The sequence below is a fragment of the Desulfopila sp. IMCC35006 genome, from assembly GCF_005116645.1.
Taxonomy (GTDB): domain Bacteria; phylum Desulfobacterota; class Desulfobulbia; order Desulfobulbales; family Desulfocapsaceae; genus Desulforhopalus_A.
In genome coordinates, this window is sequence record NZ_SWCM01000001.1 from 158,625 (window position 1) to 182,087 (window position 23,463).

The 23,463-nt window shown below is 47.3% G+C and carries 21 protein-coding genes; 12 read left to right on the plus strand and 9 right to left on the minus strand.

Going from position 1 to position 23,463, the window contains the following annotated elements:
- Nucleotides 1-53: 53 nt before the first annotated feature.
- On the minus strand, nucleotides 54-944 hold the full coding sequence (locus tag FCL47_RS00700; protein WP_136811522.1) for a LysR family transcriptional regulator: 891 nt from the start codon (nucleotides 942-944) through the stop codon (nucleotides 54-56).
- Between the two features lie 158 nt (nucleotides 945-1,102).
- On the opposite strand from FCL47_RS00700, the gene FCL47_RS00705 reads away from it, so the two are divergent.
- Nucleotides 1,103-2,560, plus strand: coding sequence for an MFS transporter (locus FCL47_RS00705; protein ID WP_136811525.1), 1,458 nt, complete (start codon nucleotides 1,103-1,105; stop codon nucleotides 2,558-2,560).
- 637 nt (nucleotides 2,561-3,197) lie between these two features.
- Here FCL47_RS00705 and FCL47_RS00710 read toward each other — a convergent pair.
- On the minus strand, nucleotides 3,198-3,545 hold the full coding sequence (locus tag FCL47_RS00710) for a hypothetical protein (RefSeq protein ID WP_136811527.1): 348 nt from the start codon (nucleotides 3,543-3,545) through the stop codon (nucleotides 3,198-3,200).
- A gap of 870 nt (nucleotides 3,546-4,415) precedes the next feature.
- Here FCL47_RS00710 and FCL47_RS00715 point away from each other — a divergent pair.
- The 5 genes from FCL47_RS00715 to FCL47_RS00735 all read left to right on the plus strand — a co-directional run bounded on the left by FCL47_RS00715 (nucleotide 4,416) and on the right by FCL47_RS00735 (nucleotide 11,055).
- Nucleotides 4,416-5,639: an HD domain-containing phosphohydrolase gene (locus FCL47_RS00715; RefSeq protein ID WP_136811529.1), complete on the plus strand. Its 1,224-nt coding sequence runs from the start codon at nucleotides 4,416-4,418 to the stop codon at nucleotides 5,637-5,639.
- Between the two features lie 341 nt (nucleotides 5,640-5,980).
- Complete coding sequence (locus FCL47_RS00720; RefSeq protein WP_136811531.1) at nucleotides 5,981-8,206, plus strand: DUF3141 domain-containing protein; 2,226 nt, start codon at nucleotides 5,981-5,983, stop codon at nucleotides 8,204-8,206.
- Between the two features lie 200 nt (nucleotides 8,207-8,406).
- Complete coding sequence (locus tag FCL47_RS00725) at nucleotides 8,407-8,754, plus strand: hypothetical protein (protein ID WP_136811533.1); 348 nt, start codon at nucleotides 8,407-8,409, stop codon at nucleotides 8,752-8,754.
- 159 nt (nucleotides 8,755-8,913) lie between these two features.
- A complete protein-coding gene (gene murB, locus FCL47_RS00730) occupies nucleotides 8,914-9,936 on the plus strand; it encodes a UDP-N-acetylmuramate dehydrogenase (RefSeq protein WP_205747164.1) in 1,023 nt (340 codons plus the stop codon).
- Between the two features lie 333 nt (nucleotides 9,937-10,269).
- Nucleotides 10,270-11,055 carry a P-loop NTPase gene (locus FCL47_RS00735; protein WP_136811535.1) on the plus strand — a complete coding sequence of 262 codons (786 nt, stop codon included), beginning with the start codon at nucleotides 10,270-10,272 and terminating at the stop codon, nucleotides 11,053-11,055.
- A 125-nt stretch (nucleotides 11,056-11,180) separates the two neighbouring features.
- Here FCL47_RS00735 and FCL47_RS00740 read toward each other — a convergent pair whose 3' ends face one another.
- The gene (locus FCL47_RS00740; RefSeq protein ID WP_167496307.1) at nucleotides 11,181-12,119 is read right to left on the minus strand and encodes a DUF882 domain-containing protein; all 939 of its coding nucleotides are present in this window, start codon (nucleotides 12,117-12,119) and stop codon (nucleotides 11,181-11,183) included.
- A 33-nt stretch (nucleotides 12,120-12,152) separates the two neighbouring features.
- Here FCL47_RS00740 and FCL47_RS25275 point away from each other — a divergent pair, with 33 nt between their 5' ends.
- The gene (locus FCL47_RS25275) at nucleotides 12,153-12,275 is read left to right on the plus strand and encodes a hypothetical protein (RefSeq protein ID WP_255580629.1); all 123 of its coding nucleotides are present in this window, start codon (nucleotides 12,153-12,155) and stop codon (nucleotides 12,273-12,275) included.
- 98 nt (nucleotides 12,276-12,373) lie between these two features.
- Nucleotides 12,374-12,625, plus strand: a complete 252-nt coding sequence (locus tag FCL47_RS00745) for a hypothetical protein (RefSeq protein WP_136811539.1) — start codon at nucleotides 12,374-12,376, stop codon at nucleotides 12,623-12,625.
- A gap of 67 nt (nucleotides 12,626-12,692) precedes the next feature.
- Here FCL47_RS00745 and FCL47_RS00750 read toward each other — a convergent pair whose 3' ends face one another.
- The 3 genes from FCL47_RS00750 to FCL47_RS00760 are packed head-to-tail and all read right to left on the minus strand — an operon-like array spanning nucleotide 12,693 to nucleotide 15,002.
- Nucleotides 12,693-13,271, minus strand: a complete 579-nt coding sequence (locus FCL47_RS00750; protein ID WP_167496308.1) for a lysophospholipid acyltransferase family protein — start codon at nucleotides 13,269-13,271, stop codon at nucleotides 12,693-12,695.
- A gap of 38 nt (nucleotides 13,272-13,309) precedes the next feature.
- Nucleotides 13,310-14,362, minus strand: a complete 1,053-nt coding sequence (locus FCL47_RS00755) for a phosphatidate cytidylyltransferase (RefSeq protein WP_136811543.1) — start codon at nucleotides 14,360-14,362, stop codon at nucleotides 13,310-13,312.
- Between the two features lies 1 nt (nucleotide 14,363).
- Entirely contained in the window at nucleotides 14,364-15,002 is a 639-nt protein-coding gene (locus FCL47_RS00760; protein WP_167496309.1) for a CDP-alcohol phosphatidyltransferase family protein, read from the minus strand.
- A 153-nt stretch (nucleotides 15,003-15,155) separates the two neighbouring features.
- Between FCL47_RS00760 and FCL47_RS00765 the strand changes: the two genes are divergently transcribed.
- Together FCL47_RS00765 and FCL47_RS00770 are read left to right on the plus strand one after the other, a co-directional pair.
- The gene (locus FCL47_RS00765; RefSeq protein WP_136811546.1) at nucleotides 15,156-15,767 is read left to right on the plus strand and encodes a poly-gamma-glutamate hydrolase family protein; all 612 of its coding nucleotides are present in this window, start codon (nucleotides 15,156-15,158) and stop codon (nucleotides 15,765-15,767) included.
- Nucleotides 15,768-15,868: 101 nt separating this feature from the next.
- Nucleotides 15,869-17,086 carry an MFS transporter gene (locus FCL47_RS00770; protein WP_136811547.1) on the plus strand — a complete coding sequence of 406 codons (1,218 nt, stop codon included), beginning with the start codon at nucleotides 15,869-15,871 and terminating at the stop codon, nucleotides 17,084-17,086.
- Between the two features lie 163 nt (nucleotides 17,087-17,249).
- On the opposite strand, the gene FCL47_RS00775 is transcribed toward FCL47_RS00770, so the two are convergent.
- Nucleotides 17,250-17,966: a hypothetical protein gene (locus tag FCL47_RS00775; RefSeq protein ID WP_136811548.1), complete on the minus strand. Its 717-nt coding sequence runs from the start codon at nucleotides 17,964-17,966 to the stop codon at nucleotides 17,250-17,252.
- A 357-nt stretch (nucleotides 17,967-18,323) separates the two neighbouring features.
- Entirely contained in the window at nucleotides 18,324-18,716 is a 393-nt protein-coding gene (locus FCL47_RS00780) for a Rap1a/Tai family immunity protein (RefSeq protein WP_136811549.1), read from the minus strand.
- Nucleotides 18,717-19,684: 968 nt separating this feature from the next.
- Between FCL47_RS00780 and FCL47_RS00785 the strand changes: the two genes are divergently transcribed.
- Together FCL47_RS00785 and FCL47_RS00790 are read left to right on the plus strand one after the other, a co-directional pair.
- Complete coding sequence (locus FCL47_RS00785; protein ID WP_136811550.1) at nucleotides 19,685-20,131, plus strand: group II truncated hemoglobin; 447 nt, start codon at nucleotides 19,685-19,687, stop codon at nucleotides 20,129-20,131.
- Nucleotides 20,132-20,369: 238 nt separating this feature from the next.
- Entirely contained in the window at nucleotides 20,370-21,173 is an 804-nt protein-coding gene (locus FCL47_RS00790) for a transporter substrate-binding domain-containing protein (RefSeq protein WP_136811551.1), read from the plus strand.
- 120 nt (nucleotides 21,174-21,293) lie between these two features.
- On the opposite strand, the gene FCL47_RS00795 is transcribed toward FCL47_RS00790, so the two are convergent.
- Nucleotides 21,294-23,450 (minus strand): molybdopterin-dependent oxidoreductase, encoded by a 2,157-nt coding sequence (locus FCL47_RS00795; protein ID WP_136811552.1) that lies wholly within the window; start codon nucleotides 23,448-23,450, stop codon nucleotides 21,294-21,296.
- Nucleotides 23,451-23,463: the final 13 nt, after the last annotated feature.

Here is a 23,463-nt window from a genome sequence, read left to right on the forward strand (position 1 = left end):
CACCTCAATTCAGTCTTCGTCAGATCGTCCTTGTGTCTAGTTTTTGATGAGTTTCAGGCACATGCATCCCGAATGCACTCACGCAGCCAGCGATGCCCTAGATCGCTGTCCAGCCTCGGGTGCCAGAGCATTGACACAGTGAACTCCGGTGTGGAGACAGGTAAGGTAAAGCTATGCATTCCGGCGCGCAGATTTCCGGTGTGGCGCTCGGGAACACTGGCTATCAGATCAGAGGTTCGAGCTAAAGCCAGTGCGGTTGAGAAGCCACCGACGATTGAAACGACGATTTCCCGCTCCAACCCAAGCGGCTCCAGGGCTTCATCAATGGGTTCCTTATCGATATTGCGACGTGAGACGCAGATATGTCTACCGGCCGCATAACGGGTGGGAGTTATCTGGCCTTGCGTCAGCAGATGTCCGATCCGCACGACGCCAATATATCGATCTCGGAACAATGCCTGCACACGCAGTTCAGGACTCGTGGTATTCTCCACAACGCCTGTTTCCAGATCGACGGTCCCGTCGCGAAGTGGCGTGCTGTCTTTGTTTGGCTTCTGCACGAAGCGCAGCCGCACCCCGGGAGCTTCCCTGCCAATGCGGGCGATAAGGCCCGCTCCGAAATTCTCCACAAAACCTTCACTGGTCCGCAGCGTGAACGTTCGGATGAGCTGTGGAAGATTGAGCTTCTCGGTCGGGCGTAGAACCTCTTTTGCGCCCTGCACGAGCTGACTGACCTGGTTGCGAAGTTCAAGGGCTCGCGGTGTGGGAACAAGACCGCGTCCAGCCCTGACCAGGAGTGGATCGCCTGTTGTGTCACGCAATCTCGCCAAGGCCCTGCTCATCGCAGACGGGCTCAGCTGCAATCTTTTTGCTGCGCGCGCAACACTGCCTTCTGTAAGCAGCACATCAAGGGTAACAAGCAAGTTGAGATCAGGTTTTGACATACATCAACTATAGCACGATCCGACAGATGGCGTCAAGCGCACGAGTAAAGTGCAAACCGTGCGTATTCCGCCGCGTCATACAAGAGACTATACTCTGTGTCAGACAGCTCATTTCGGGCGTTACCGAAAATACAGTTCAACAGAAAACGGAGTATATCATGAAACCAATAATTACCCAAATAGATGGCCCAGTAGCTGGGAATGCGGAACGGACCTCTTCGGCTCGGTGGGCACTCGTCAGCCTTTCATTATCCATGTTGCTGTCCTCCCTCGACACCAGCATCGCCAATGTTGCCTTGCCGACATTGACACAGGCGTTCAACGCATCTTTCCAGGAAGTTCAGTGGGTTGTAATCGCTTATCTCCTCGTCATCACTACCCTGATCGTCAGCGTCGGACGGCTCGGTGACATCATTGGCCGCCGCAGGCTGCTGCTCGCCGGAATCATCTTGTTCACGGTGGCCTCGGTATTGTGCGGGGTCGCCCCCACACTCTGGCTGCTGATCGCTGCCCGGGCGGTGCAGGGCCTCGGCGGGGCCATGATGATGGCTCTCACCATGGCAATCGTCGGCGAGACGGTTCCAAAGGCAAAGACAGGCAGCGCCATGGGGCTCCTCGGAACGATGTCTGCGATTGGCACAGCCCTCGGTCCTTCGCTTGGCGGCGTCCTGATCGCAGGAATCGGTTGGCGTGCAATCTTTCTCGTCAATGTGCCGCTGGGCATGCTGACTTATTTCCTCGCGCATCACTGCCTGCCCGTTGATCGCCGTGGGCCCAAGTTTGCTCGGGCCGGATTCGACAATGTGGGCACACTACTGCTTGCTCTGACGCTCGCGGCTTATGCACTTGGTGTGACGATTGGCCGCGGCAGTTTCGGTTTGCTCAACATAGTTCTGCTGTCGGCTGCTGCCTCCGGAATCGGCCTCTTCGTGATTGCCGAGGCGAGAGCAGCATCTCCTCTAATCCGATTGGCTGTATTCCGAGATCCATTGCTGAGTGGGAGCCTCGCCATGAGCGGGCTCGTCGCGACGGTAGTAACAACAACGTTGGTCGTTGGACCGTTCTATCTCTCACTTGCACTTGGCCTTAATGCGGCTATGGTTGGATTCGTCTTATCTGTCGGTCCACTTGTCGCCGCCCTGACTGCTGCGCCAGCCGGGTATTTTTCAGACCGTTTCGGCGCACACCGTATGACCGTCATTGGGCTTATCGGAATGACAGCTGGCTCCTTCATTCTATCCATGATACCGGCAAGGCTGGGCATTTTCGACTACATCGTCCCAATCGCCGTTATCACTGGCGGTTATTCGCTGTTCCAGACGGCCAACAACACCACGGTCATGGCAGATGTCCGCCCGGACCAGCGAGGGGTAATTTCAGGCATGCTCAACCTGTCGCGCAATCTCGGGCGCATTACCGGTGCCTCCCTTATGGGCGCTGTGTACGCGCTTGCATCGGCGACAAGCGACATCACAACAGCGCATCAAGAGGCTGTTGCCACCGGCATGCGTGTCACGTTCACAGTTGCAACAATTCTGCTCGTTGTCGCGATGGCGATCGCTGTTGGAAGTCGTTTTTTGTTCAAACCATCTTCGTCCCCTGAAGACGCGTCATAACTCTACCCGACCTGACCACCTGGACGGAGTAAAGAGAGATTTTCCTTGGAGCCTGCTTGGTTAGTAGCTGAAGGACTCTGTTCTTATATTCGTCAAGAGAACGCCACAATTCATGAGAGAGTGGTCATATCGGCCATGAACGATGGTAGCCCGCAAAGACAGACGGTATGCAATGCGATATTTTCTATCTGCGGGAGTACCACTTTACAGATTTATCGCCCCCTGCCCAAGCTTCAAACTGCTTGGCACAGGGAGCGGGTGCATCTGACACGAACATAGACAACGATGAAATGAAAGGTTTCCCTAAGAATCGACGAACAACCGGCACCTCGCTGTTCCTCAAACAAAAGAACATCTTAATCTCTGCAGTGAGTTGTCTTCGCTCTATACCCTCTGCCATGGCCATGAAGGGAGTTACCCCAACCCCAGCGCACACCCACAGCATTCGAGATACTGTCAGATTGCCGTGCAGGTTGAAACAGGTGAACTGCCCCCCAGATCCTTTAAGTCTGATTTGCAACGCGTTCTTTATAGGTGATTGAGTTTTACCGTTGGAAGGTTTGGGGTTGGCAAGATGTCGTCGAAGAAATGCAGACACCACTCCCTGGCGGGTCGATTTTTACGGTACACTCGATACTTATGGCAGAAGCAAAAACCCTTTTTTTAACGGAGGTGCAGAAGATACAGTAAATGTCCGGATAAAATCGTCATTGATAAGTTGAGGATTTCCGTCATTCATATGAGTATACTCCCGGTGCAATGAATCTGAAAAATCGAGTATCACATATTGACCGGGCAGGCAAGATATCGGCTTATCCAGTGAGAGTGTATACGTACCAATATCGCCAGCCAGTTTGTGTGCATCTACCAAAGTTGCACCGATTGAAAGCTCTTCCCCCGCTGTTCCCATGGCAAGAAGTTCTTCAGGCAAATATCGGACTGGGGGCTTATAGGGAGAAAATTGTACCTCTGACTGTTGTTGCACATTCAACCCTCGTGCCACAAACACATGCCCGGTAATGCGCAGTCGCACAAGGACCTTAACCCGGGGTATCAGTTTTTCAGCTTCTTCGCCAGAAACGACATCTGCCTCGCCGGTTACATATTAAACATCACAGAAGTAAAGGAGGGGAAAACAACGCCGGCGACGTGATCAGTTTGAATATTTCCTAAGGTAGAATAAATCCGGTTCCCCGAATACTCCGGAAAGTAAAGCGTCGAACCATCGTCACTGCAACGAACAAATCCAGAAGGCGACGCGAATTACCCAGAGCTCTCCTGTGAATTCTGACTCAATGTGTATTTCAGCGGATAGAGATTTGTCATGCCAAGCATCAATTTGGGAGCATAGCACGTAAAGAAAAACTATTCCTGAAATGCTCCTGCCATAAGACGAGTACAACACCTCTGGCACCATACCCCATACGTTAAGATAGCTATATGCGATCTTATCCGCGATCACAATCTCGATCTCTCCAATCGATCCTGCAAATACCGATTGAAAACATCTGCAATTTCGTGGTGTTTCCCCTCTATTTCCAAGAGGTGGAGATTTCACTTCGCTGTCTTGGAGACCAGCACTGTACGCTGTTTAGAGCAAAACCCCGATACTTGCAATTGTTGACTGCAGAAAACAGGCGTTTGACTTCTTCGTTATCGAACATTGCCGGCAGGCTCTTGCCAACAATTCGTTACCAGCCATGCAAACCAAAAATCTCCGCCAGGGCAGTTTCAGCAACTTTTTATTCACAGCCTTCATCGCTTCACGGTGACACCTTTCGTTTTTCACAGAAGAGAGGTAGACTACAAAAATTCAGATCGCTTGATATAAATTTTAAAAACCCAGGGAAACGCAATGCAAACAGATCTCAACCAGGTGGTTAGAGCCTTTTCCCGCGCCGTAGATCTCGTTGGAGTAGATGATATGCAGCACGGCAAACGGGTTGCTTTTATGGCTTTGTCCTGTGCTGAAAACATGGGAATTTATCAAACCGAATCCGCTGCACTCTGCAGACTAGGCCTTCTTCATGACTGCGGGGTGTCGTCCACCAAGATACACAGAAAACTGGTCGGCGAACTCGAATGGCAAGGTTCGGACCTGCATTGCCAGATCGGCGCGATGAGAATGCGGCAGTTTTCTCATTTTGCCTCCATGGCCGACGCAATCCGCCATCATCACACCCGATGGGAGGACCTTAAAAATCTTCCCATCCCCGAAAAAACCAAGATACATTCGAATCTTATCTTTCTTGTTGACCGGGTGGATGCCTTGGCCGCTCTCCATCCTGGTCCTCATCTTTTGGCAGCAAAAGACGCAATTTGCCAGAAGGTTTACGATCTTCGCAACAAATATTTCCATCCAGAACTTGTCGATATCTTTTTAGCATCATCGAGCAGTGAGGCTTTCTGGATCACCATGGAACCAATCTACCTCGAAGATTTTATGGCCCAGCGGCAGGTCGATCTCGATGAGATCACCGTTGATACTGACGGAATGAAAGCGATTGCCAGCCTTTTGGCACAGATTGTCGATGCGAAAAGTCAATATACCGCAGAACATTCCTGCGGTGTTGCAAGCCTGTCTCGGCACCTGGCGAAAAAATGCGGCACATCCGAAGAGATCTGCTTTAAAATCGAAGTTGCGGGCCTGCTCCATGATCTTGGCAAACTGCAGGTCTCGGATGAAATACTGGAGCTAGAGGGACCTCTTAACCACGAAGAACTCGGTATCATGCGCCACCATAGCTATGTTACGTACCAGATACTCAAGAACATTAGAGGCTTTGAAGACATTGCCCTGTGGGCGGCCAATCACCATGAAAAACTCGACGGAAGCGGGTACCCGTTCCATAAAACGGAGAAAGATCTATGCCTTGAGTCGCGGATCATTATTATTGCAGATATTTTCCAGGCCCTCGCCCAGAATCGCCCCTACCGGAAGCCTCAATCCCTGGAAAAGATACTCGATCATTTGAAAAAAAGAGCAGCTCGAGGCCAGTTGGACCGAGAACTGGTCAACCTCGTCGATTCTGACAGGCATGCCTGTTATGCCATGGCGACAGCCTCAGAGTCAGGTTGATAAACAACCTCACACCAATAAATCCACAGGACGAACGTGTTGCATACAAGTGAGTTGAGTGTTGGAAATGCTATTTCATTGATTGCCTTATCCAGTGTGCCATCTCTGTCAGTCTTTATAATCTCCGGCTGTCTGGAGCAAATGTTAATTTCGTCTCTTTTTGCAGGTAAAAAAGATAGCGTGTGGAGCAATGGCACTTATAATCTTGATTTGATGTTCTTTTGCTGCCAGGCATTATGCCGGCAGTTATTTATACCGGAACGTTGTTTTACCGCTTAAAAAGGCAATCATTCTTAATGATTTCCTTTACTCTTATCTCTATTTAAAGAAGAGGCTAGGTGATGGAAAGATTGCAATCTGAGCCAACTTGGAATTTCGATATATTCTCCGGATCGCAGGCTTATGATTATATGGTTGATCGAACACAGCGTACGGTGTTGTTCTGGGATATATTGCGTAAAAGAGGAAATAGCTATCTGACGCACCTGGAGAAAGGACAACCTCCCTTACTGTTATTTGATTATGAGGAAATCATGGATGGCCGGCTCTTTGAACATCCAGTAAATTACTCACTCGTGCACATATTGGACCGACGAATACTGGACAGACGAAAAAGCGTAAGACAGGATGATAAACAGAGCCGGGACAGGCGGCAGACCTACAGAGGCAAAACCATAGACAAGGATGGTTTTCCGGCCCGGCCTATTGTTGTAATTGATCCCCGTGCGGGACACGGCCCCGGCATTGGCGGTTCAAAAATGGCCTCGCAGATCGGGATCGCGCTGGACTATGGACATCCTGTTTATTTTATTTCTTTTTCAACAGATCCGGAGCCTGGACAGACCATCAGTCGCGTCCATAACGCAGAAATTCGTTTTTTGGAGGAGGTTGTAAAAAGACACCCGGATGCCCCTAAACCTGCAGTGATAGGGAATTGTCAGGCAGGATGGGCGACGGCGCTGATTGGAGCTGATCGCCCTGAGCTGACTGGCCCTCTGGTTTTCAACGGATCACCTCTTTCCTATTGGGGTGGGGTCGATGGGGCCAATCCTATGCGATACAAAGGTGGTTTGACCGGAGGCATCTGGATGACCTCCCTCTGGTCTGACCTGGGTCACGACAAGTTTGATGGAGCCAACCTGGTTGCAGGGTTTGAGGACCTTAACCCGGCCAATACCTACTGGACAAAATACTACCATCTGTTTTCCCATATCGATACGGAGGAAAAAAGATTTCTCGATTTTGAGAAATGGTGGGGTGGTTTTTTCAAAATGAATACAGAGGAGATCCATTTTATTGTCAACAGCCTCTTTGTTGGCAACGAACTGGAAAAAGGGCAGTTGAAACTGGACGACGGCCGCATCATTAATTTAAAAAATTTCAGGGCCCCTATTTTTGCCTTTGCGTCAGCAGGCGACAACATTACTCCACCGCCACAGGCTCTGAACTGGATCTACAAGGTGTATGGTACCACTGACGAGATAAAACGCTGCGGCCAGGTCATCATCTATATGGTTCATAAAAACGTGGGACATCTTGGTATATTTGTTTCAAGCAGTGTAGCAAAAAAGGAACATCATCAGATTCTTGGAAGTATGGGGTGGATAGACTATCTCGCTCCCGGGCTTTATGAAATGGTGATTGATGATGTTGCCGGTACGCCCGACCTGAATGATTATGATGTTCGATTTGAAGAAAGGAAGATGGAGGATATTCTACAATTCGATGATGGCCAGGAGGACGAGGACCCCTTTGTGGCCGTAAACACCATATCCAGGTTCAATGATGTGGCTTACCGTATGCTTGTCAGACCTTGGATACGGGCAGCCATCAATGAACCGGCTTCTGAATGGTTGCGACAGCTACATCCTCTTCGAATGCAGCGTTACATGGTGTCTGATGCAAATCCTTTGTGCTGGCCTCTCAAATGGATGGCGGAACAGGTGGCTGCAGAGCGCCAAACAGTTAAATCCAATAACCCATTTGTACAACTGGAAGAAATGTATTCCGACTCTATAAAACGAAGTCTGGACTATGTTAAAGAGATGCGTGATATATCGCAGGAAATGCTCTTTAAATCACTTTACGCAACGCCGTGGATGGAAAATGTTTTTGGTGTCGGAGACCAGGCAGCAGGAAAGGAGCTGAAACCGGATGAAGAACAATTAAGCAGGAACAGCAGGGAAAAGGCCGAATTGCGAAAAGATGCAGACAAAGGTGGTTTTGTCGAAGCGAGTATTCGCGTCATGGTGGCAATTGCCGGAGCAGGAAAAAATCTTGATATCAGAGAATTTCAGGCAGCTGAAGACATTATTCAAAGCAGCAGGAGATTAAGCGAAATATCCCCTGAAAAATACAAGCAGATAGTGAAGGAACAGACGAAGATTTTGAGTAGTGTTCCCCGTAATGCATTAACTTCGCTAAAAAAAATGCTGACAACAGATGAGGACAGGAAAAAAGTGTATGCCATTGCAGAGCGCATGGCGGACAGTGATAAAAACTTAGGAGAAAATGAAAAAAGACTGCTGGAGATTATACGTCGGGTTCTCTTTAAAGACGCCAAGTAACCGCCATGATGACGCAAGTCATATTCTTCCAGAGTCACTCTTCTGGAACATGCCTGTTTACTCCCTCCCGCATCAGTATATCTGATAAGCAGGGAACTATGGATTTTTATGATTGCCCCTCAAACTCAGCCTGTCGGAATGGATGGGTTTAGGTGTCCCGGGAAACGAACTGAACATCAGGGGAAATAAGGTAGATTTTGTTGACGATTGAAATGGGACAATTGGAGGATCGCCCGACGGAGCTACAACTGCTTCCAAACATAGCTTGCAAACTTTTAAAATCAGACATGGAGGTTCGTATGGAAAAAAAATTGACAACCCTATGTGTACACACTGAAAAAGATTTTAAGCAACAGGGAAAAGCTGTCAGCAAACTGGCAAAGAAGCAAGGCCTCATTGCCATTACAAATCGGCTGTCACTCTTTATAGACAAAACCTGCCGTAGATGGTGGTTCGCCGATAAAAAAACCGGACTTCTCCTCTCTGCAGAATATGGTTTGACCGACAGAGAAGCAATTAACTTTCTCACCAACGAAATTTCAATTTAAACTCCCCTCTTCCATTCGGCCTGATTATTCTTCTCTGGCGAAAGATCAGGCCTCTTTTACGACTGCTGAACAGAAAGCAGCTCAAGGGGCAGGAATTATGCCATATCAGATGCAAACGGAAATCATCTGAAGTAATTCTACCAACTGCGTGCACAAGAATTGAATATTACAATCCGTGAAAATTTTTCATTAAAAAAATATAACACCTTCGGAATCGAAACTTCAGCAAAGTATTTTGTCGAAGTTCATTCATGTACCGAGTTAAAGCAACTTCTTACCGATTCTTTCTTTAAAAGGAAAAAGAAGCTCATTCTCGGGGGCGGCAGTAATATTCTTTTCACCAAATATTTTGACGGCTTAGTCATTAAAAAAATTTCAAATGACATTAAAATTATTGCAGAAAACGAAGATGAAGTTGTAATTGAAGCCTCCGCCGGAGTCATCTGGCACGATTTAGTTCTCTTTTGTGTTGAAAGAAATTTTGGTGGGATTGAAAATCTTTCTCTCATCCCAGGGACCGTCGGCGCAGCACCTATTCAAAATATAGGAGCTTACGGGCAGGAATTACAAAATGTTTTTAATTCATTGGAAGGAATTACTCTTGACAATTTAGAGGAAAAGATATTCCAGAAAAAAGACTGCAACTTCGGTTACAGGAATAGTATTTTTAAATCCGCTTTTAAGAATAATTTCGTAATTACAAAGGTAACTCTAATTTTAAGCAAAAACCCCGTTTTAAATATCTCATATCATGATTTACTCGACCCGATAAACAAACTTGATAAAAATAATTTATCTATAAAGGATATATGTAAAATTGTTTCCGAAGTCAGAAGATCAAAATTACCTGACTATAAAATAACAGGCAATGCAGGCAGTTTTTTCAAAAACCCAGCAATACACAGTGATAAATTTATAACTTTAAAAGAACAGTATCCGAATATTACTGGTTACAGATCATGCGATAATAAAGTGAAAATATCCGCTGCTTGGCTGATAGAACAAGCGGGATTGAAAGGGAAAAAAGTGGGCAACACCGGCATCCATGTTAATCATGCTTTGGTCATCGTTAACTACGGCAACGCCAAAGGCGAAGAAATCAGGGACTTTCAAAAATACATAAAAGATATAATTGCTACCAAATTTGGCATTGAATTAGAGGAAGAGGTCAATATCATTTAACTTGTTTTCCATCATAAAACGAGTCATTTTGTTCTCAACCTGGGCGTTTGATACATATAACCGCTGTCATATAGTCGATTTTCCGAAGATTAAATTCTGCCAACAACGACGAGTCAGGGAGAAGGCCTTTTCCGGATGGAAACTAACCAGATTTTACGCTGATGCGATTATAAGCACCTTATTCCCCGAGGGTTGCGATAAAGATTCAAAATACCCTGCGCCGGTTTCTCGCTTGGCATATCACCAGTATCATGGTCAAATAAAGCACAGCACAAACAGTACATCAGAGCGCTATTTACGACAATCCGAAAACCCAAAAGCAGGACAATTGACATGAAAATCATGATTTGTGGCAAAGGCGGGTGTGGCAAAAGCACCCTTACCGTCCTTCTCGCCAGGGCACTGGCCGGAATCGGCAAAAAGGTGCTGGTGGTCGACGCTGATGAATCAAACCTCTGTCTTCATCGACTCCTCGGCATACATCAACCCGAGATCATGATGGATGCCATGGGCGGGCGAATAGGTACGCGGGAAAAACTTAAACAGGCTTCTGACCATCAGCATGAGGATGATTTTTTCAAACAGGTTATGACCTTTGATAACCTGCCGGCCGAATGTGTGACCGAGGCAGACGGCATCAAGCTTCTGGTGGTCGGCAAAATCAAGGAATTCGGCGAAGGCTGCGCCTGCATGATCGGCGGCATTTCCAAGGCTGTGCTCTCACGTCTGCAGGAAAAAGAAAATGAAATCGTGCTTATCGACGCCGAAGCAGGGTTGGAACATTTTGGCCGACAGATCGACAAGAGCTGTGACCTGGTACTATGCGTTGTTGATCCAAACTACGAATCGATCCAGATGGCCGATCGCGCTCGGCAGATTGCTGAGGGGGCAGGCGTCCAAACCTATTTCATCCTCAACAAAGTCGACGACAATGTGCGTGAGATAATGACCAGCAATCTCGAGTCACAACGGATCATTGCCGCAATCCCCCACAACGAGGAAATCTTTCTCCAAAGCTTGACGGGGCAGACACTCACTGCGGGCATGCCGCAGATCGAAGCCGCCTGCACATTCATCACCAGCTATCGCAAGCCGCTCTCTCTGAATATGAAGATGTAATTTACGCAGGACAAGACGGAAGGTAAAACAGCTCTGCGGCAAAGGATACAGGAAACGTAGCTATAAATGGCCGGCAATGGGAGCTCAGCAGGGTTGAGGTGGACAATGTTGAGGCATCCCCCACTTCAGCGGAAGACCTCAATCTCCCGCGAAATCAGTCGATCGGGCATCTGCGGAAAAGGCTTTTGACAGAATTCCAGCTGAACCTGGTAGCGGCCGGCCTGCAGAGTCGCCGGCAGCGAAGTGAAGAGAAAGCGGGTGTCCTTACGGTTGTTGAACTGCAGACATGGAGCATCCTCAATACCGGTGCGCAATGGAAGCCGGATCCCGGTCGGTGTCGGATTGCCTGCCTGGAAAAGCTCAGCAGTATTGCGCACGCCAAAAGCCAAGGTGCTGATTCCTGACAACGACAGCCTGAGGTTCTCGTTTGGGGGATAGCGATCATAAAGGGTGCTCAGGTAGATATTTTGATTATAATCCGGTTTGGTGGTCCTGGTGCCGGAAGTGGCCGCTTCCCAGAAACGCGGTCGGCCGTCATCGAGATGAATGGTCCTGCCACCATAATGCCCTACCCCGCAGCAGTCCATCGCCCGAATCGTTTCCCATAGCATTTTGCCATCCACCCCGTCGATCCGGAAATCAAGCGCCATACCATCCATATGGGTGCTGGTTCTCGCCGCATTGGCCCCCTTTTTACGGATCTGCTCGTTGTATTCGGGACTGCGGTAGGCGGACTCGATGTAAATCGTTTTTCCCGGAGCGACAAGATCGGCAAAATAGCTGAGCATAAAAAGCAGCCGCGGAGAAATATGTTCGCCCTTGGCAACGGTGGGAAAACCGAACACCCGGTCAACCGTTTCCAGGGCACTTTCGTTGATCTGGCCGTCTCCGGTCAGCAGTTCGACTCTCGCATCTCGATTGTTGCGCAGATTTTCCAGATGCAGTACGCCGCTGCCCATGAGGAAGAAGCGATCTTTTTGCGCCGCTGCTGCCGAGACATGTACACCAGACAGGCAGATCATCAAGACAGACAGAGAGAGCAGGAAGCGAATAGTCTTATTCATTTTTTTATGTTGTGGTGATGATGAGGAACAATCATGTGTCCGGTGCCTCGTGATTCGCAAGGTAATATTGTCGACGAAACGACGATTGTCACCAGCCACTTCCATGGCGATCTTGACGCTGTATTGTACCGCTACCCCACCATTTTTTTCTTTTAAAGTAGCAGACCTTGTTTCCTGGCTCGTGGTCGATGGTCGATATATATTGCACAGGATAATGTGGCAATAAGACCTGTAACGAACACGGAGACAAGAACATGTTTATGACCGCCAGCAGGATAAAAATCGATGGCAAGCCTTTGTTAAAGCTCAACATTCATGAATATGACAACGATGACATCCCCTTTTTAGACAGTCTTGGCATTGACCAGCTCGAGGGTGACGCACCGAATTGGAGATATATTCACATTCATAACCAGGAAGATTTTCTCAGTACCCGTTCTGCAATCCTTGAAAGATACAAGGTGCTCGCAGAAAAAGGCCCGAAGGTCTTCCTTGAGGCAAAATAGACAGGAAAATTGCGACGCTCACCTCTTTTTTACCTTGGTATTGTTTTTTCTAAAGTTGTTGTCGATCTCACAATCTGGATAATCCCAGCACTTTTTCCTCCAGGGCCGCGACCAGCTTTTTCCTCCCCCCTGAACCCTGTTCTGCCAGGTAGTCTTTGCCATATTCCGGCGACGTGCAGGAGATACCAATGTTAAAAGGTATGGGGACAAATCGCCCACGAGGCAGTGTCTTTTCGATACCTCTTAAAAGAACCGGATAAACCGGTATCTCCGGAAACTCCATCGCTAAAACACCTACACCCGTTTTAAATCGCGCCAGAACACCAGGTTTTCCGCGTGTGCCTTCCGGGAAAATTATAATCGAACAGCCATCCTGCAACGCTTGCCGAAGAGGCTGCAGCGCCTCGTCGACTTTCCCAGAACCTCGATCCACCAGGATCAAATTTAAGAACAATCGACCGAGAAAGCCAATACATCCTTTTGAAAAATAATCCTTTGCCGCAACAATCTTTACCTTGTGCAATCTACGCAAAGGGAAAAGGCGCAAGAGCACTAACGTATCCAGATGCGTATTGTGATTCGCAACAATGATACATTGCTCATCGTCTACCTGTTTCACCGGTGATACACCAAAAACAATTGTCAAAAAGAATCTTCCTACTGCATGAAAAATTATGCTAACCATTAGAAATAAGACCAATATATGAGATGAAAAGTAACAGGGATTGTAAAAACTAAACTGTCAACCCTGTCGATGATGCCGCCATGGCCCGGTAACGCAGTACCGGAATCTTTCACTCCGGCATCTCGTTTGACCATAGAAAAGGCAAGATCACCAAACAGCCCTAAGATCCCAATTGAAAATCCAACAAACGCGCAATACGAGTATGTTATTTTTCCATCAGGGAATACCGGTAATATTGGAACAAATAAAAGTGCTAATGCGGCAATAATGAGCGCTGACAAAATCCCAGCCGACCAGGTTTTCTTCGGGCTTACATCAGGGGCAATGCGAAGTTCAAGCCCGCGTTTAACTTGACTGTCTGCCATTTTTTCAGCTAGCACTGCCAATCCCTTGCCAACCCAAAATGAGAGAAGATCTCTTACTTCAGTGAGCGTGAAACAAAAAAGAAGCACAATTGCACCCATGTTTATCATGAAAAGACAGTGCCCGAGATTGTGCACAAAAAACATGAGCCCTAAGCTTAACACCCCTAGCGACTTCATGGTCCCTTTAGCCCTGTTTTGAAGGATCAAAAGGATAGGCATTAAAAGAAAAAGATACACTGGAATCAAAATAACGAATAAATTATACCATTCAATATAGCAGACAAATATTACTACCGGGATTGCGGCATAACAGAAAAAGACGGGCAACCTGTCGGCAAACGCGAGTTCCGCCTTGTCGTTGGTATCGGCCATAGACAGCATGGAAAAATATTCTCGAAGAGCTGCAAAGCAGAGAAATCCAAGGAAAACAAACGACACTATTTTATGAGTTGACAGCGCCAGCAGAAAGACAGCAACCATCCACCACCAGGTCAGGGTGCGATCACGTATTTCTTCGGCCATTAAAGACTCTCGCCACTGCATCACCCGCCATACTATGGAGAAAAAGAGCAACAGGCCAACAATTACACCCATTAAAGCAAGCATGCTGACATCCCCGTCTTTATACAGCATACCTGCAGACAGCCCGATTAATGCAGATAACAATACCATGTGTAACGGTTTCATATTATTTACCTATCCAAGTATACGACTCATAGGATTCATCCTCCGATGCGATCAAGATCTTTCGGACGCGAACTATGCTGGTCAAAAATACGAAAAATGAGACAATTATCAGATAGGCAGCAATATCTTCAACTCGTGATGGAAAGAAATATAACAACAGCGCCAGTCCACCCATCCAGACTGCTCGATCCGGCTTGCCTCCCAGAAAGGTTTCATGCCGGCGAACCCCGCCAGGCAGCCCTTTCCCCAACACCCCGACATATTCTGCCATCCATGCCAAAATGAGAAAAAGCGTAAGAGAAAGGTGCGGAGGATTCGGGATAAAAAACAAGCAACCATAACAGATCGTATCGCCAACGATATCCAGTCCTTCATTGAATAATTCACCGGCGACACTGCCTGTGTCGTATTCACGGGCAAGCATCCCGTCCAGTGCATTCATAGCCATACGCAGGACCAGAAAAACCGGAACCAGAAGCAGCAGCCATTGGTATTTACCATACGTGAGGCCAACATAAAAACCGAAGGCAGTCAGGACAACAAAACAGAGTCCCAAAACGGTTGCCTGATTAGCAGACATCCAGGCCCCTGCCATCCACCGTACCACCTTTTGAAAATTCCCCTTTTGAAGATAGAGCATGCAACCTCCCTGATAAAGTTTTTGGTTCATCATGGAGAAAGTGTATACTCGACCTCTTACATAAATCTCAGCGCTGCTGAATTACGACCAAAAGCGATAAATTATTCTCTGACCTGTGTAGGGGATGCAGCTCTTTTCAGAACATACCAGATAATGGATAAATACATTAATTACCAGCAACTTGCCTCACGAGAGCAGGAAGGCCGGGACTACCAGATCCGGTCCTGGGATCGAGGTTCCAATATTCTGATCTTTGGCCCCCATGCCGGTGGGATTGAACCCGGCACTTCTGAGTTAGTAACGTCGATCGCAGATCAGGACCTGTCCTGCTACCTCTTTGAAGGGATTAAGGCAAAGGGCAACGGAGAGTTGCATATTACCAGTACAAATTTCGATGAACCGCGAGCACTAAGACTGCTCAAATCAAGCAGCAAGGCCATCGCATTTCATGGTGAACGAGGCGATGACCTGGCGGTCTACTTTGGTGGTCAAGACGAAACCCTTTGGCCACATATCGACTTTTTTCTCCAGGAGGCAGGGTTCCATACGGCAAAACACGATAACCCTCGCTTACAGGGAACTTCGCCGGCGAATATTTGTAACCGTTGTGTATCTGGTGCCGGCCTGCAACTGGAGATATCACGAGGATTGCGCCGGCGGTTCTTCCACTCTCCGGGCTTTGCTGGCCGGAAGCAGAAAACTGAGGAATTTTATCTTTTTGTACATGCCGTACGAGAGGGGCTGCTGCGGGCCAACGCCTTCTAACCGCCTGTTTGGTGTAAGGCATATTGAGCAGCCCTGCAACGTGTCGAGGGTAAACACATGTGTTGCATAACGTTGCAGACACGCATTATCAATAGGGGAAAATGAGATCAACTCCTTCACAATCGGTTTTGCTGCACCGGCCTTTCATGTTTTATTTATGCGCTCGTGCCATCACCTATATGGCATTCCAGATGCTTGGCGTAGCCGTGGGCTGGCAAATTTATGCAATTACCGGCAGCGCCATGTATCTCGGCCTCGTCGGGCTTGCGCAGTTTTTACCGATGTTTCTACTAACCCTCGTCGTCGGTCAGGTTGCCGATCAATATGATCGGCGGAATATAGCTCGCACCTGCCAGGTTATCGAAGCGATTGCCACTGGTGTTTTGGCCCTGGCAAGTTTTTCCGGCTGGCAAAGCAAAGAGAGCATACTTTTGATGATCTTTATAATCGGTGCCGCTCGCGCCTTTGAAGGCCCCACTCTGCATGCATTACTGCCGAGACTGGTCCCGGCAAATATCTTTCCCCAGGCTGCAGCCTGGTCAGCATCTGCCATGCAGACCGCTACAATTATCGGTCCGGCTGTCGGCGGGTTTTTATATACCGCGGGACCAACCGCTGTATATATGCTGACCGGGACGGCCTTCCTTTCAGCCGGCCTGTGTATGACCTTGCTAAGGATCGAACGTCAACCGTTGAAGCATGAACCTGTCACTCTCAGGTCCGTATTGGCGGGTATTTCGTTTATCCGAAGTCGCAGGGAGGTTCTCGGCGCAATCTCCCTGGATCTCTTTGCCGTCCTGCTTGGCGGGGCAACTGCCTTGCTGCCCATTTATGCCCGGGATATTCTGGCCACCGGCCCATGGGGGCTCGGCCTGTTACGTTCCGCCCCCGCTGTTGGCGCCCTGACGATGTCGATATTCCTGGCCCGTCGCCCTCTTCGCCACCGCGTCGGCATAACCATGTTTCGGGCCGTTGCTGTCTTCGGTGCAGCAACAATTCTCTTTGCTGTCTCTACCTCGTTTCTGCTCTCTTTTGCAATGCTCGTTATCCTGGGAGCATCGGATGTCATCAGCGTTGTCATTCGACAATCTTTGGTGCAGCTCAAAACTCCCGATGAAATGAGGGGAAGGGTCAGTGCCGTCAATTCCATGTTCATCGGCACATCGAACCAACTCGGTGAATTCGAATCAGGTGTGACCGCAGCCTTATTCGGCCCAGTTCCTGCCGTGCTGCTGGGTGGCATCGGCACAATTATCGTGGTGCTCGTATGGATACGGCTTTTCCCGCAATTAGCGGCTGTTGACACCCTCGAGACATGAAAAACAATGGTGCTTCTGCAGTTGCGAGACTCTCCTGCTGCGAAGCCTTCCCTTTCCCCCAGGGAAAAGGATCTGGAAACATTTCTTTAGTTCAGCCGGCTGAAGCGAGCTTTAGATTTCAACCTATGTTATTGCACTTATTACTTCAATCCAGAATTTCCATCTACAAGTCAGGATATAACAGTGTGAAACAATCAGGGCAGATCCCATGGGTCAGTTTAGCCTCTGAGTTTTCATTGAGATAGTCCTCCATTCGATTCCAGTCTCCCTTTTTATCCCGGATCTTTTTACAGCCAGCACAGACCGGTATGATGCCTTTCAATATTTTAATCTCTTTATGTGCACGCTCCAGCTCCTCCTTGTCTCTGATCGTCTGCACAAGCAGCTTGTCCTTCAATCTTCGCTCCCGGAGATATTCCCGAAAGACGACATAGATTATCAGGCTGTTAAAAAACAGGCACACAAAAAGAGAGACAGCTATGTCAAGAAACTGCTGTGTTTTAGTTTCGTATCCAATCAGAATAGATGGATAAAAGTAATCGATCCCCATCAGTCCAGCGAGGGTGGTAAAAATAATCACAACGAATACGGGAAAAGGCTTCTTTAACAAGAGAATCCCGATCGTCATCAAAATGAAAATAAAATAGGGAGTCGCCCCCCTCGTCCCATCGTTAGCTATCCAGGTAACAATCATGAGCACAAAGAAATAGAGTATAACTGGCTTAACCAGCATCTGATATTTCCCCGTTTTATTTGAGTACAGGAGGGCAATAATGGAGAGGAACACCACTGTAACGGAACTGGCGGTCAAGATAATATGGTCATGAAGGATAATGCAGTATGTCGTTGTAATGATCGCAGCAACCAATACCAGAAACATCACCAAATTAAAGATCCTGTTTTCGAGAGAGTATGTTTCTGAATCACAAAAAAAATGGTTCAGCGTACCGATTATTTGATATTTTCTCATAAAGATAATAGCCTCACAGACACGTAAAAATCTGCAGGAGTCGAATCGGTGTAAACCGGTTGCTTTTTAAATTATATAGATCAACGATCTGTATCGCACATCAGGATAGGTTTATCCGATCTGCTTGCCTTTTCCAACGTTTTTGATTGAGAAATGCAAGTCCGGATATCGAAGGATTGAATCGCATAGATAAAGAAGCGTAAAGAAAAAGTATCGTGCCCCATTTATTCGTGAGAAATTCAGGTTATTGATACATCGATGCCGATTTTACTTACAAGGATAAGCTTTTACTAAGGCATTTATGACAACAGCAAAATCTGGTTCGTGCAGCACCTCAGGATGTTCATCCAAATATTTGACAACAACTCTTGCAGCCTCTCCGTTAGTTATGTCTGAATTTGGAGTGCAGAAAAGAGCCTTGTTGCGAAGAGATACCTCGTATAATTTATTGAGACTGATTATTCCTTGCAGCAACCCGAAACAATACATTGAATTCCCAGCGTCAATACTCCCTTGCATGTCGGCTGTCATTTTCTTCCCATCCATTATATTTACTGCGAGACTGCATTGTGCCAGCAAGTCGTTGCCATCGTCAGCCAGGGCCAGGTTCGCTAAGAGCAACAGCCATGCAACAATCGATACGAAAACATTTTTTTTCATTGTTCTCTCCTTTCAGGATTAACAGGTTTGTCGTTTGATTCTGGATACCTTAACCAGAAAATCAGATACCAGAAAGTAGATTTCACCAGCAAGGTGAATACGTTCGCTTTGCACCTTTCAGGAAAAGATTGTGGTTTTCATAGAAACAAAGAGCCTGCATTTCGTGTTCGATTTGGCGATTTGATGCGATCTTCCGGAAGTCATTTCTGTAACATTCCTTCTTTTTGGTAACCATTACGTGCAAATTGTCTTTACTGTAGGATCTTTTTTCTTGCCCCATAAAACTACTAACACACTGAATTTTAATACAAATACCCCACAGACAGATTAGTGGAACAAAAATTGCTTTGAGAGTATCGGGAACTCAAGTAACGCTGGCACTAGACTTGGCTATCCAGAAAAGTTTCTGATTGCCCCTCAACCTCAGCCTGTCGAAATGGAAGGGTCCGGGGTGTTCGTTTTACGGGTCTTAGCAGCCATGGACGGCTCCAGAAAAACCACAGAAACGGGTGTACGGCGTCCCGGGAAACGAACAGCCCGCCCCCTGGTTCCGTTGCTGAACACTTGGAGGGCAATCAGAATTTACAAGGGTGATCAACATGATAACAATCAGAAATGAGAATTGCGATGTTCAAGGAAATTGCACCTATCTGGTAGAAATTAACAAATTTCTCATATGTAAATTTGAGCATAACTCGTCAGAAGGACCTGCGGAATGTCTGAAAAAAGCAGCCCATGCTATGGAACTCAACCAATGGGCCGAATTTGAGATAATGAACGACTCTAAAGGTGGATAGGAGCGGCAATCCGACTCGAATAAACATGCTTTATCTGTAAAAGTATATTTTCGTGACAGATGCTGCTCCGGCGTCAAGCACGAATTAATTTATTGGAGCTTTACCGGTGTGTTGCGTTTTATTCTCCGGTTAACCACACATCAATATATTGACAATTACCTCAAGGAATAAATGGAACGAAAAACGGGATACGGCAAAGACGTTTTCAATATGTTGGGCGGAGTTGAAGGAGTACGAGCCCTGGCGAACTGCTTTTATGATATCATGGACGATATCCCTGAAGCCCGAAAAATTCGAGATATGCATCCAAAAAATCTGGGGCCGACACGTGAAAACCTTACTCTTTTCCTGTGTGGTTGGCTCGGGGGCCCATCTCTATACAAAGACAAATATGGTTCAATTAATCTTACCAACCACCATGCCCTCCTCCCAATCAATGTTGCCGAAAAAGAGATGTGGCTGACATGTATGAAACGGGCTCTTGAGCAACAGCCTATAGAAAATGATCTGAAAATATTCTTACTCGAACGTTTTCGAATGCCAGCTGAAAAAATTTGCGCCTGGTGCCAAAAGCAGCTTTTACAAATTGCCCATTGCGAGAGCCGCCCACCATCATAATTTCCAACCAAGATCTGATCAGAGACCATTCCAGGGAGCTTGACCGCAGGAATACCCGTGCAAAGACCACCTCATATCCCTCTATAGCTGAGGTTTAGTCGTAATCACAACTACCTAAATACTAACTATATTCTGTGCGTTTTTTCTATTAAATCATTGTCATATAAAGCCACGTCAGTTAGATATTATTTCAGTAGAAATGCAGTATTTTTTTATAAACCTCTTAAAGGAGAAGTGAATGAAGAAATTATGGATGTTTGCAGCAATAGCACTGGCCGTGCTGACGTTTACCACAGGGTCTGTATTTGCCGAAGACACCCTTTCGAAAATTCAGAAAAGGGGTGTACTTCGGATAGGTACGGATCCCGGCTATATGCCTTTTGAGTTAATTAACAGGAAAGGAGAGGTTATTGGTTTTGACATCGATATGGCCAAAATGATGGCCAAAGCCATGAAAGTAAAGCTGGAAATTGTCTCTACAGCCTGGGATGGAATTATTCCGGCATTAGTGACCGATAAGTTCGATATAATTATGGGCGGCATGACTGTTACTCAGGAAAGGAACCTGAGCATGAATTTTTCCACCCCCTATATCCTTATAGGTCAGTCGATTCTGCTTAAAAAAGAGCTTGCCGGGAAAGTGAAGTCATATAAAGATTTAAATGACCCTCAATATACCGTTGCCGGGAAGATTGGAACAACGGGTGAGATAGCCACAAAGAAACTGATTGATAAGGCCAAATATATATCTTTTGACACTGAGCAGGAGGGGGTAATGGAGGTTATAAACGGAAAGATCGACGCCTTCATTTATGACCTGCCGTTTAATTCTATTGCTGCAAACCAGAAGGGTCAGGGAAAATTAGTCCATCTTGACCAGCCATTCACGAAAGAACCGCTCGCCTGGGGGATTCGCCGAAGCGATCCTGATTTCCTCAACTGGCTCAATAACTTCATGAGTCAGCTCAAATACGATGGCAAGTATGATGAAATATACAACAAATGGTTCAAGGAAGATGCCTGGTTAAAGGAAATCCAATAACCAAGGATTCCACCTCCACAAACAGCCCTTCCCAAAAGCCTTACATTCATTACCGGCACCCCCCTGAAGAAGATGGGCGCCGGTATACAGAATCAATCCACCGGCAAGACGAGAAATTAACTACCTGGTTTCATTCCGATTTTTTGAAACATTACAAAGCAATGCTTTGTAAACCGGAAAACCTGAAATGGGATCCCGATTCTCATAATCCGTAAGAATATTGACATTGGCCGCTTGCCATTCTTTGGGACCAAGTGGACCACCTCCACCCATATTTGCTTCAATCACGCCAGGTACGATATCTTCAGTCACATACGCCCAAAAATGAACTTTCCCTCGTGGAGATTCGATCAGCACCTCGTCACCATTTTCTATATTTCGTGGCTTTGCATCCGCGGGATGGATCCAGACCAGAGGCCTGGGCTGCATTGTAATCAGGCTCTTCACGTTCAGATGCTGGCTGCGAAACGTTGACTGCATCCTCGCACCGGAATTAAATACAAGCGGGTAGGTTTTTGCCAGCTCTACGGCTCGCATTGGACCTTCTGAGGGTTCGGTATAAACAGGCAGAGGTTCATAACCATTCTCCCGAAACCATTCAGAGGAAAACTCAAATTTTCCGGTTGGTGTAGCAAAACCGGGTTTGCCATCACGGCGCAGTTCCCCGGTTTCATACTTGCGGTATCGCATTTGCGGCGCTGCCAATGGTACACCAGCAGGATTTGCCTCGAGTTGCTCCAGAGTAATTCCTGTACCCTGTAAACCACGGCGGATTTTTTCCTCGTCATTTTTGGGCCAAATATGTCCATAACCAAGACGGTCGGCAAGTCCCGCAAAGATCGAATAATCTGAACGGGAATCGCCCAACGGTTCAATTACCTGCTTTCTAAGCTGTACCCAGCCATCATGAAACTGATACGAATCGCTCTCGTATGGAGTCGCCGCGGGTAAAAGCAAGTCTGCATACCTGGCATCAGCGGTGGGAAAACGATTGACAACAACCAGTAAATCAAGGGCAGCAAGCGTTTGTTGCCAAAGTTTGGAATCAGGCCACGACGTGATCAAAGAGGAGCCGCTGACAATAAGCCCCCGTACCGGATATGGGTCGTTTCTGAGCACAGCCTTAGGTAATTCAATTGCATGCGCTTCATTGCGAAGCTGATAATAAAGGGGATACTCTGCAGCACCGAAGGGAAGTTTACTCTGCGCGGGTGGTTCGGTAGTGGTGCGATTATGCTGAGTGCGATCTGGCATTTTGAATATCTTCCCGCCAGGTACGTCAATATGCCCAGCCAAGGCCTGGATAGACAGAACTGCACGAATCGACTGCACCGCCCCGTCGGAATATTCCAGTCCAGTATACATAAGGATTGAGCAGCCCTTAGCAGTACCGATAGCGTTGGCTAACTCAAGGATCGAATGAACAGGCACGCCGGTGATGGCCGCAACATGCTCCGGCGTGAAAGTCTGTACATATTGAGCTAACTCCTCGAAACCATGGGTCCATTGCTTGACAAATTCATGGTCATACAGTCCCCGGCTGATCATGACATGAATGATGCCAATTGCCAGAGCCCCGTCGGTTCCCGGGCGAATGCCTATCCATTTGATTTTTCCCGCTTTGGCAGTCTCGCTGCGGCGATGATCAATGCTTATCACCGGTATCCCGGCTTTCAGCGCCTTTCTGATATATTTCATCTTGCCAGGGGGCGAATCCGTTGCCGGATTGGCCCCCCAGATCAATATGAGATCGGCGTTACCCGGATCGTCGTCGATATGCCGATAATGTTGACCGAAACATGCATGCGGTGCAATCATGCCATATGCGACGAAACAAAAAGCCCCGACACCGGTGGTATTGGGTGAACCAAAAGGAAACAAAATAGAACTGGCAGAAGACTCGCTCGTACCTGCCGGCGGAAAAGTTTCCTGGATACCGAATTCAAAATTGCCTCGCCCCGTGTACATACAAATAGCTTCCGGACCAAATTTTCTTTTGATTTCGTCAAGCTTTTCAAGCCAGAAATCATATGCCTGGTCCCAGCCTATTCGTTCAAAACGACCTTCTCCGCGTTCACCGATGCGACGCTGAGGATAGAGCAATCGATCCTTGGAATAGATAATTTCCTCAGCATGTGCACCGCGGTGGCAAATAACGTTGCAAGGATGGTCTTTAAGCCGAGTCTGTCCTGTAATCATTCCATCAACGAGATGAACATTAACACCGCATCCTGCATCACAAATGCCGCATACCGTGGGGATTATCTTTTGGTCCATAAAAGCCAGTTTG

Bases quoted from the DNA above. Each gene is read 5' to 3' on its own strand.
- FCL47_RS00765 (WP_136811546.1), top strand. From the start codon at position 15,156: ATGGATAAATACATTAATTACCAGCAACTTGCCTCACGAGAGCAGGAA.
- FCL47_RS00715 (WP_136811529.1), top strand. From the start codon at position 4,416: ATGCAAACAGATCTCAACCAGGTGGTTAGAGCCTTTTCCCGCGCCGTA.
- FCL47_RS00700 (WP_136811522.1), bottom strand. From the start codon at position 944: ATGTCAAAACCTGATCTCAACTTGCTTGTTACCCTTGATGTGCTGCTT.
- FCL47_RS00785 (WP_136811550.1), top strand. From the start codon at position 19,685: ATGGAACGAAAAACGGGATACGGCAAAGACGTTTTCAATATGTTGGGC.
- FCL47_RS00745 (WP_136811539.1), top strand. From the start codon at position 12,374: ATGTTTATGACCGCCAGCAGGATAAAAATCGATGGCAAGCCTTTGTTA.
- FCL47_RS00795 (WP_136811552.1), bottom strand. From the start codon at position 23,450: ATGGACCAAAAGATAATCCCCACGGTATGCGGCATTTGTGATGCAGGA.
- FCL47_RS00775 (WP_136811548.1), bottom strand. From the start codon at position 17,966: ATGTTTCTGGTATTGGTTGCTGCGATCATTACAACGACATACTGCATT.
- FCL47_RS00770 (WP_136811547.1), top strand. From the start codon at position 15,869: ATGAGATCAACTCCTTCACAATCGGTTTTGCTGCACCGGCCTTTCATG.
- FCL47_RS00705 (WP_136811525.1), top strand. From the start codon at position 1,103: ATGAAACCAATAATTACCCAAATAGATGGCCCAGTAGCTGGGAATGCG.
- FCL47_RS00720 (WP_136811531.1), top strand. From the start codon at position 5,981: ATGGAAAGATTGCAATCTGAGCCAACTTGGAATTTCGATATATTCTCC.
- FCL47_RS00780 (WP_136811549.1), bottom strand. From the start codon at position 18,716: ATGAAAAAAAATGTTTTCGTATCGATTGTTGCATGGCTGTTGCTCTTA.
- FCL47_RS00735 (WP_136811535.1), top strand. From the start codon at position 10,270: ATGAAAATCATGATTTGTGGCAAAGGCGGGTGTGGCAAAAGCACCCTT.
- FCL47_RS00740 (WP_167496307.1), bottom strand. From the start codon at position 12,119: ATGAATAAGACTATTCGCTTCCTGCTCTCTCTGTCTGTCTTGATGATC.
- FCL47_RS00760 (WP_167496309.1), bottom strand. From the start codon at position 15,002: ATGCTCTATCTTCAAAAGGGGAATTTTCAAAAGGTGGTACGGTGGATG.
- FCL47_RS25275 (WP_255580629.1), top strand. From the start codon at position 12,153: ATGTGTCCGGTGCCTCGTGATTCGCAAGGTAATATTGTCGACGAAACG.
- FCL47_RS00790 (WP_136811551.1), top strand. From the start codon at position 20,370: ATGAAGAAATTATGGATGTTTGCAGCAATAGCACTGGCCGTGCTGACG.
- FCL47_RS00755 (WP_136811543.1), bottom strand. From the start codon at position 14,362: ATGAAACCGTTACACATGGTATTGTTATCTGCATTAATCGGGCTGTCT.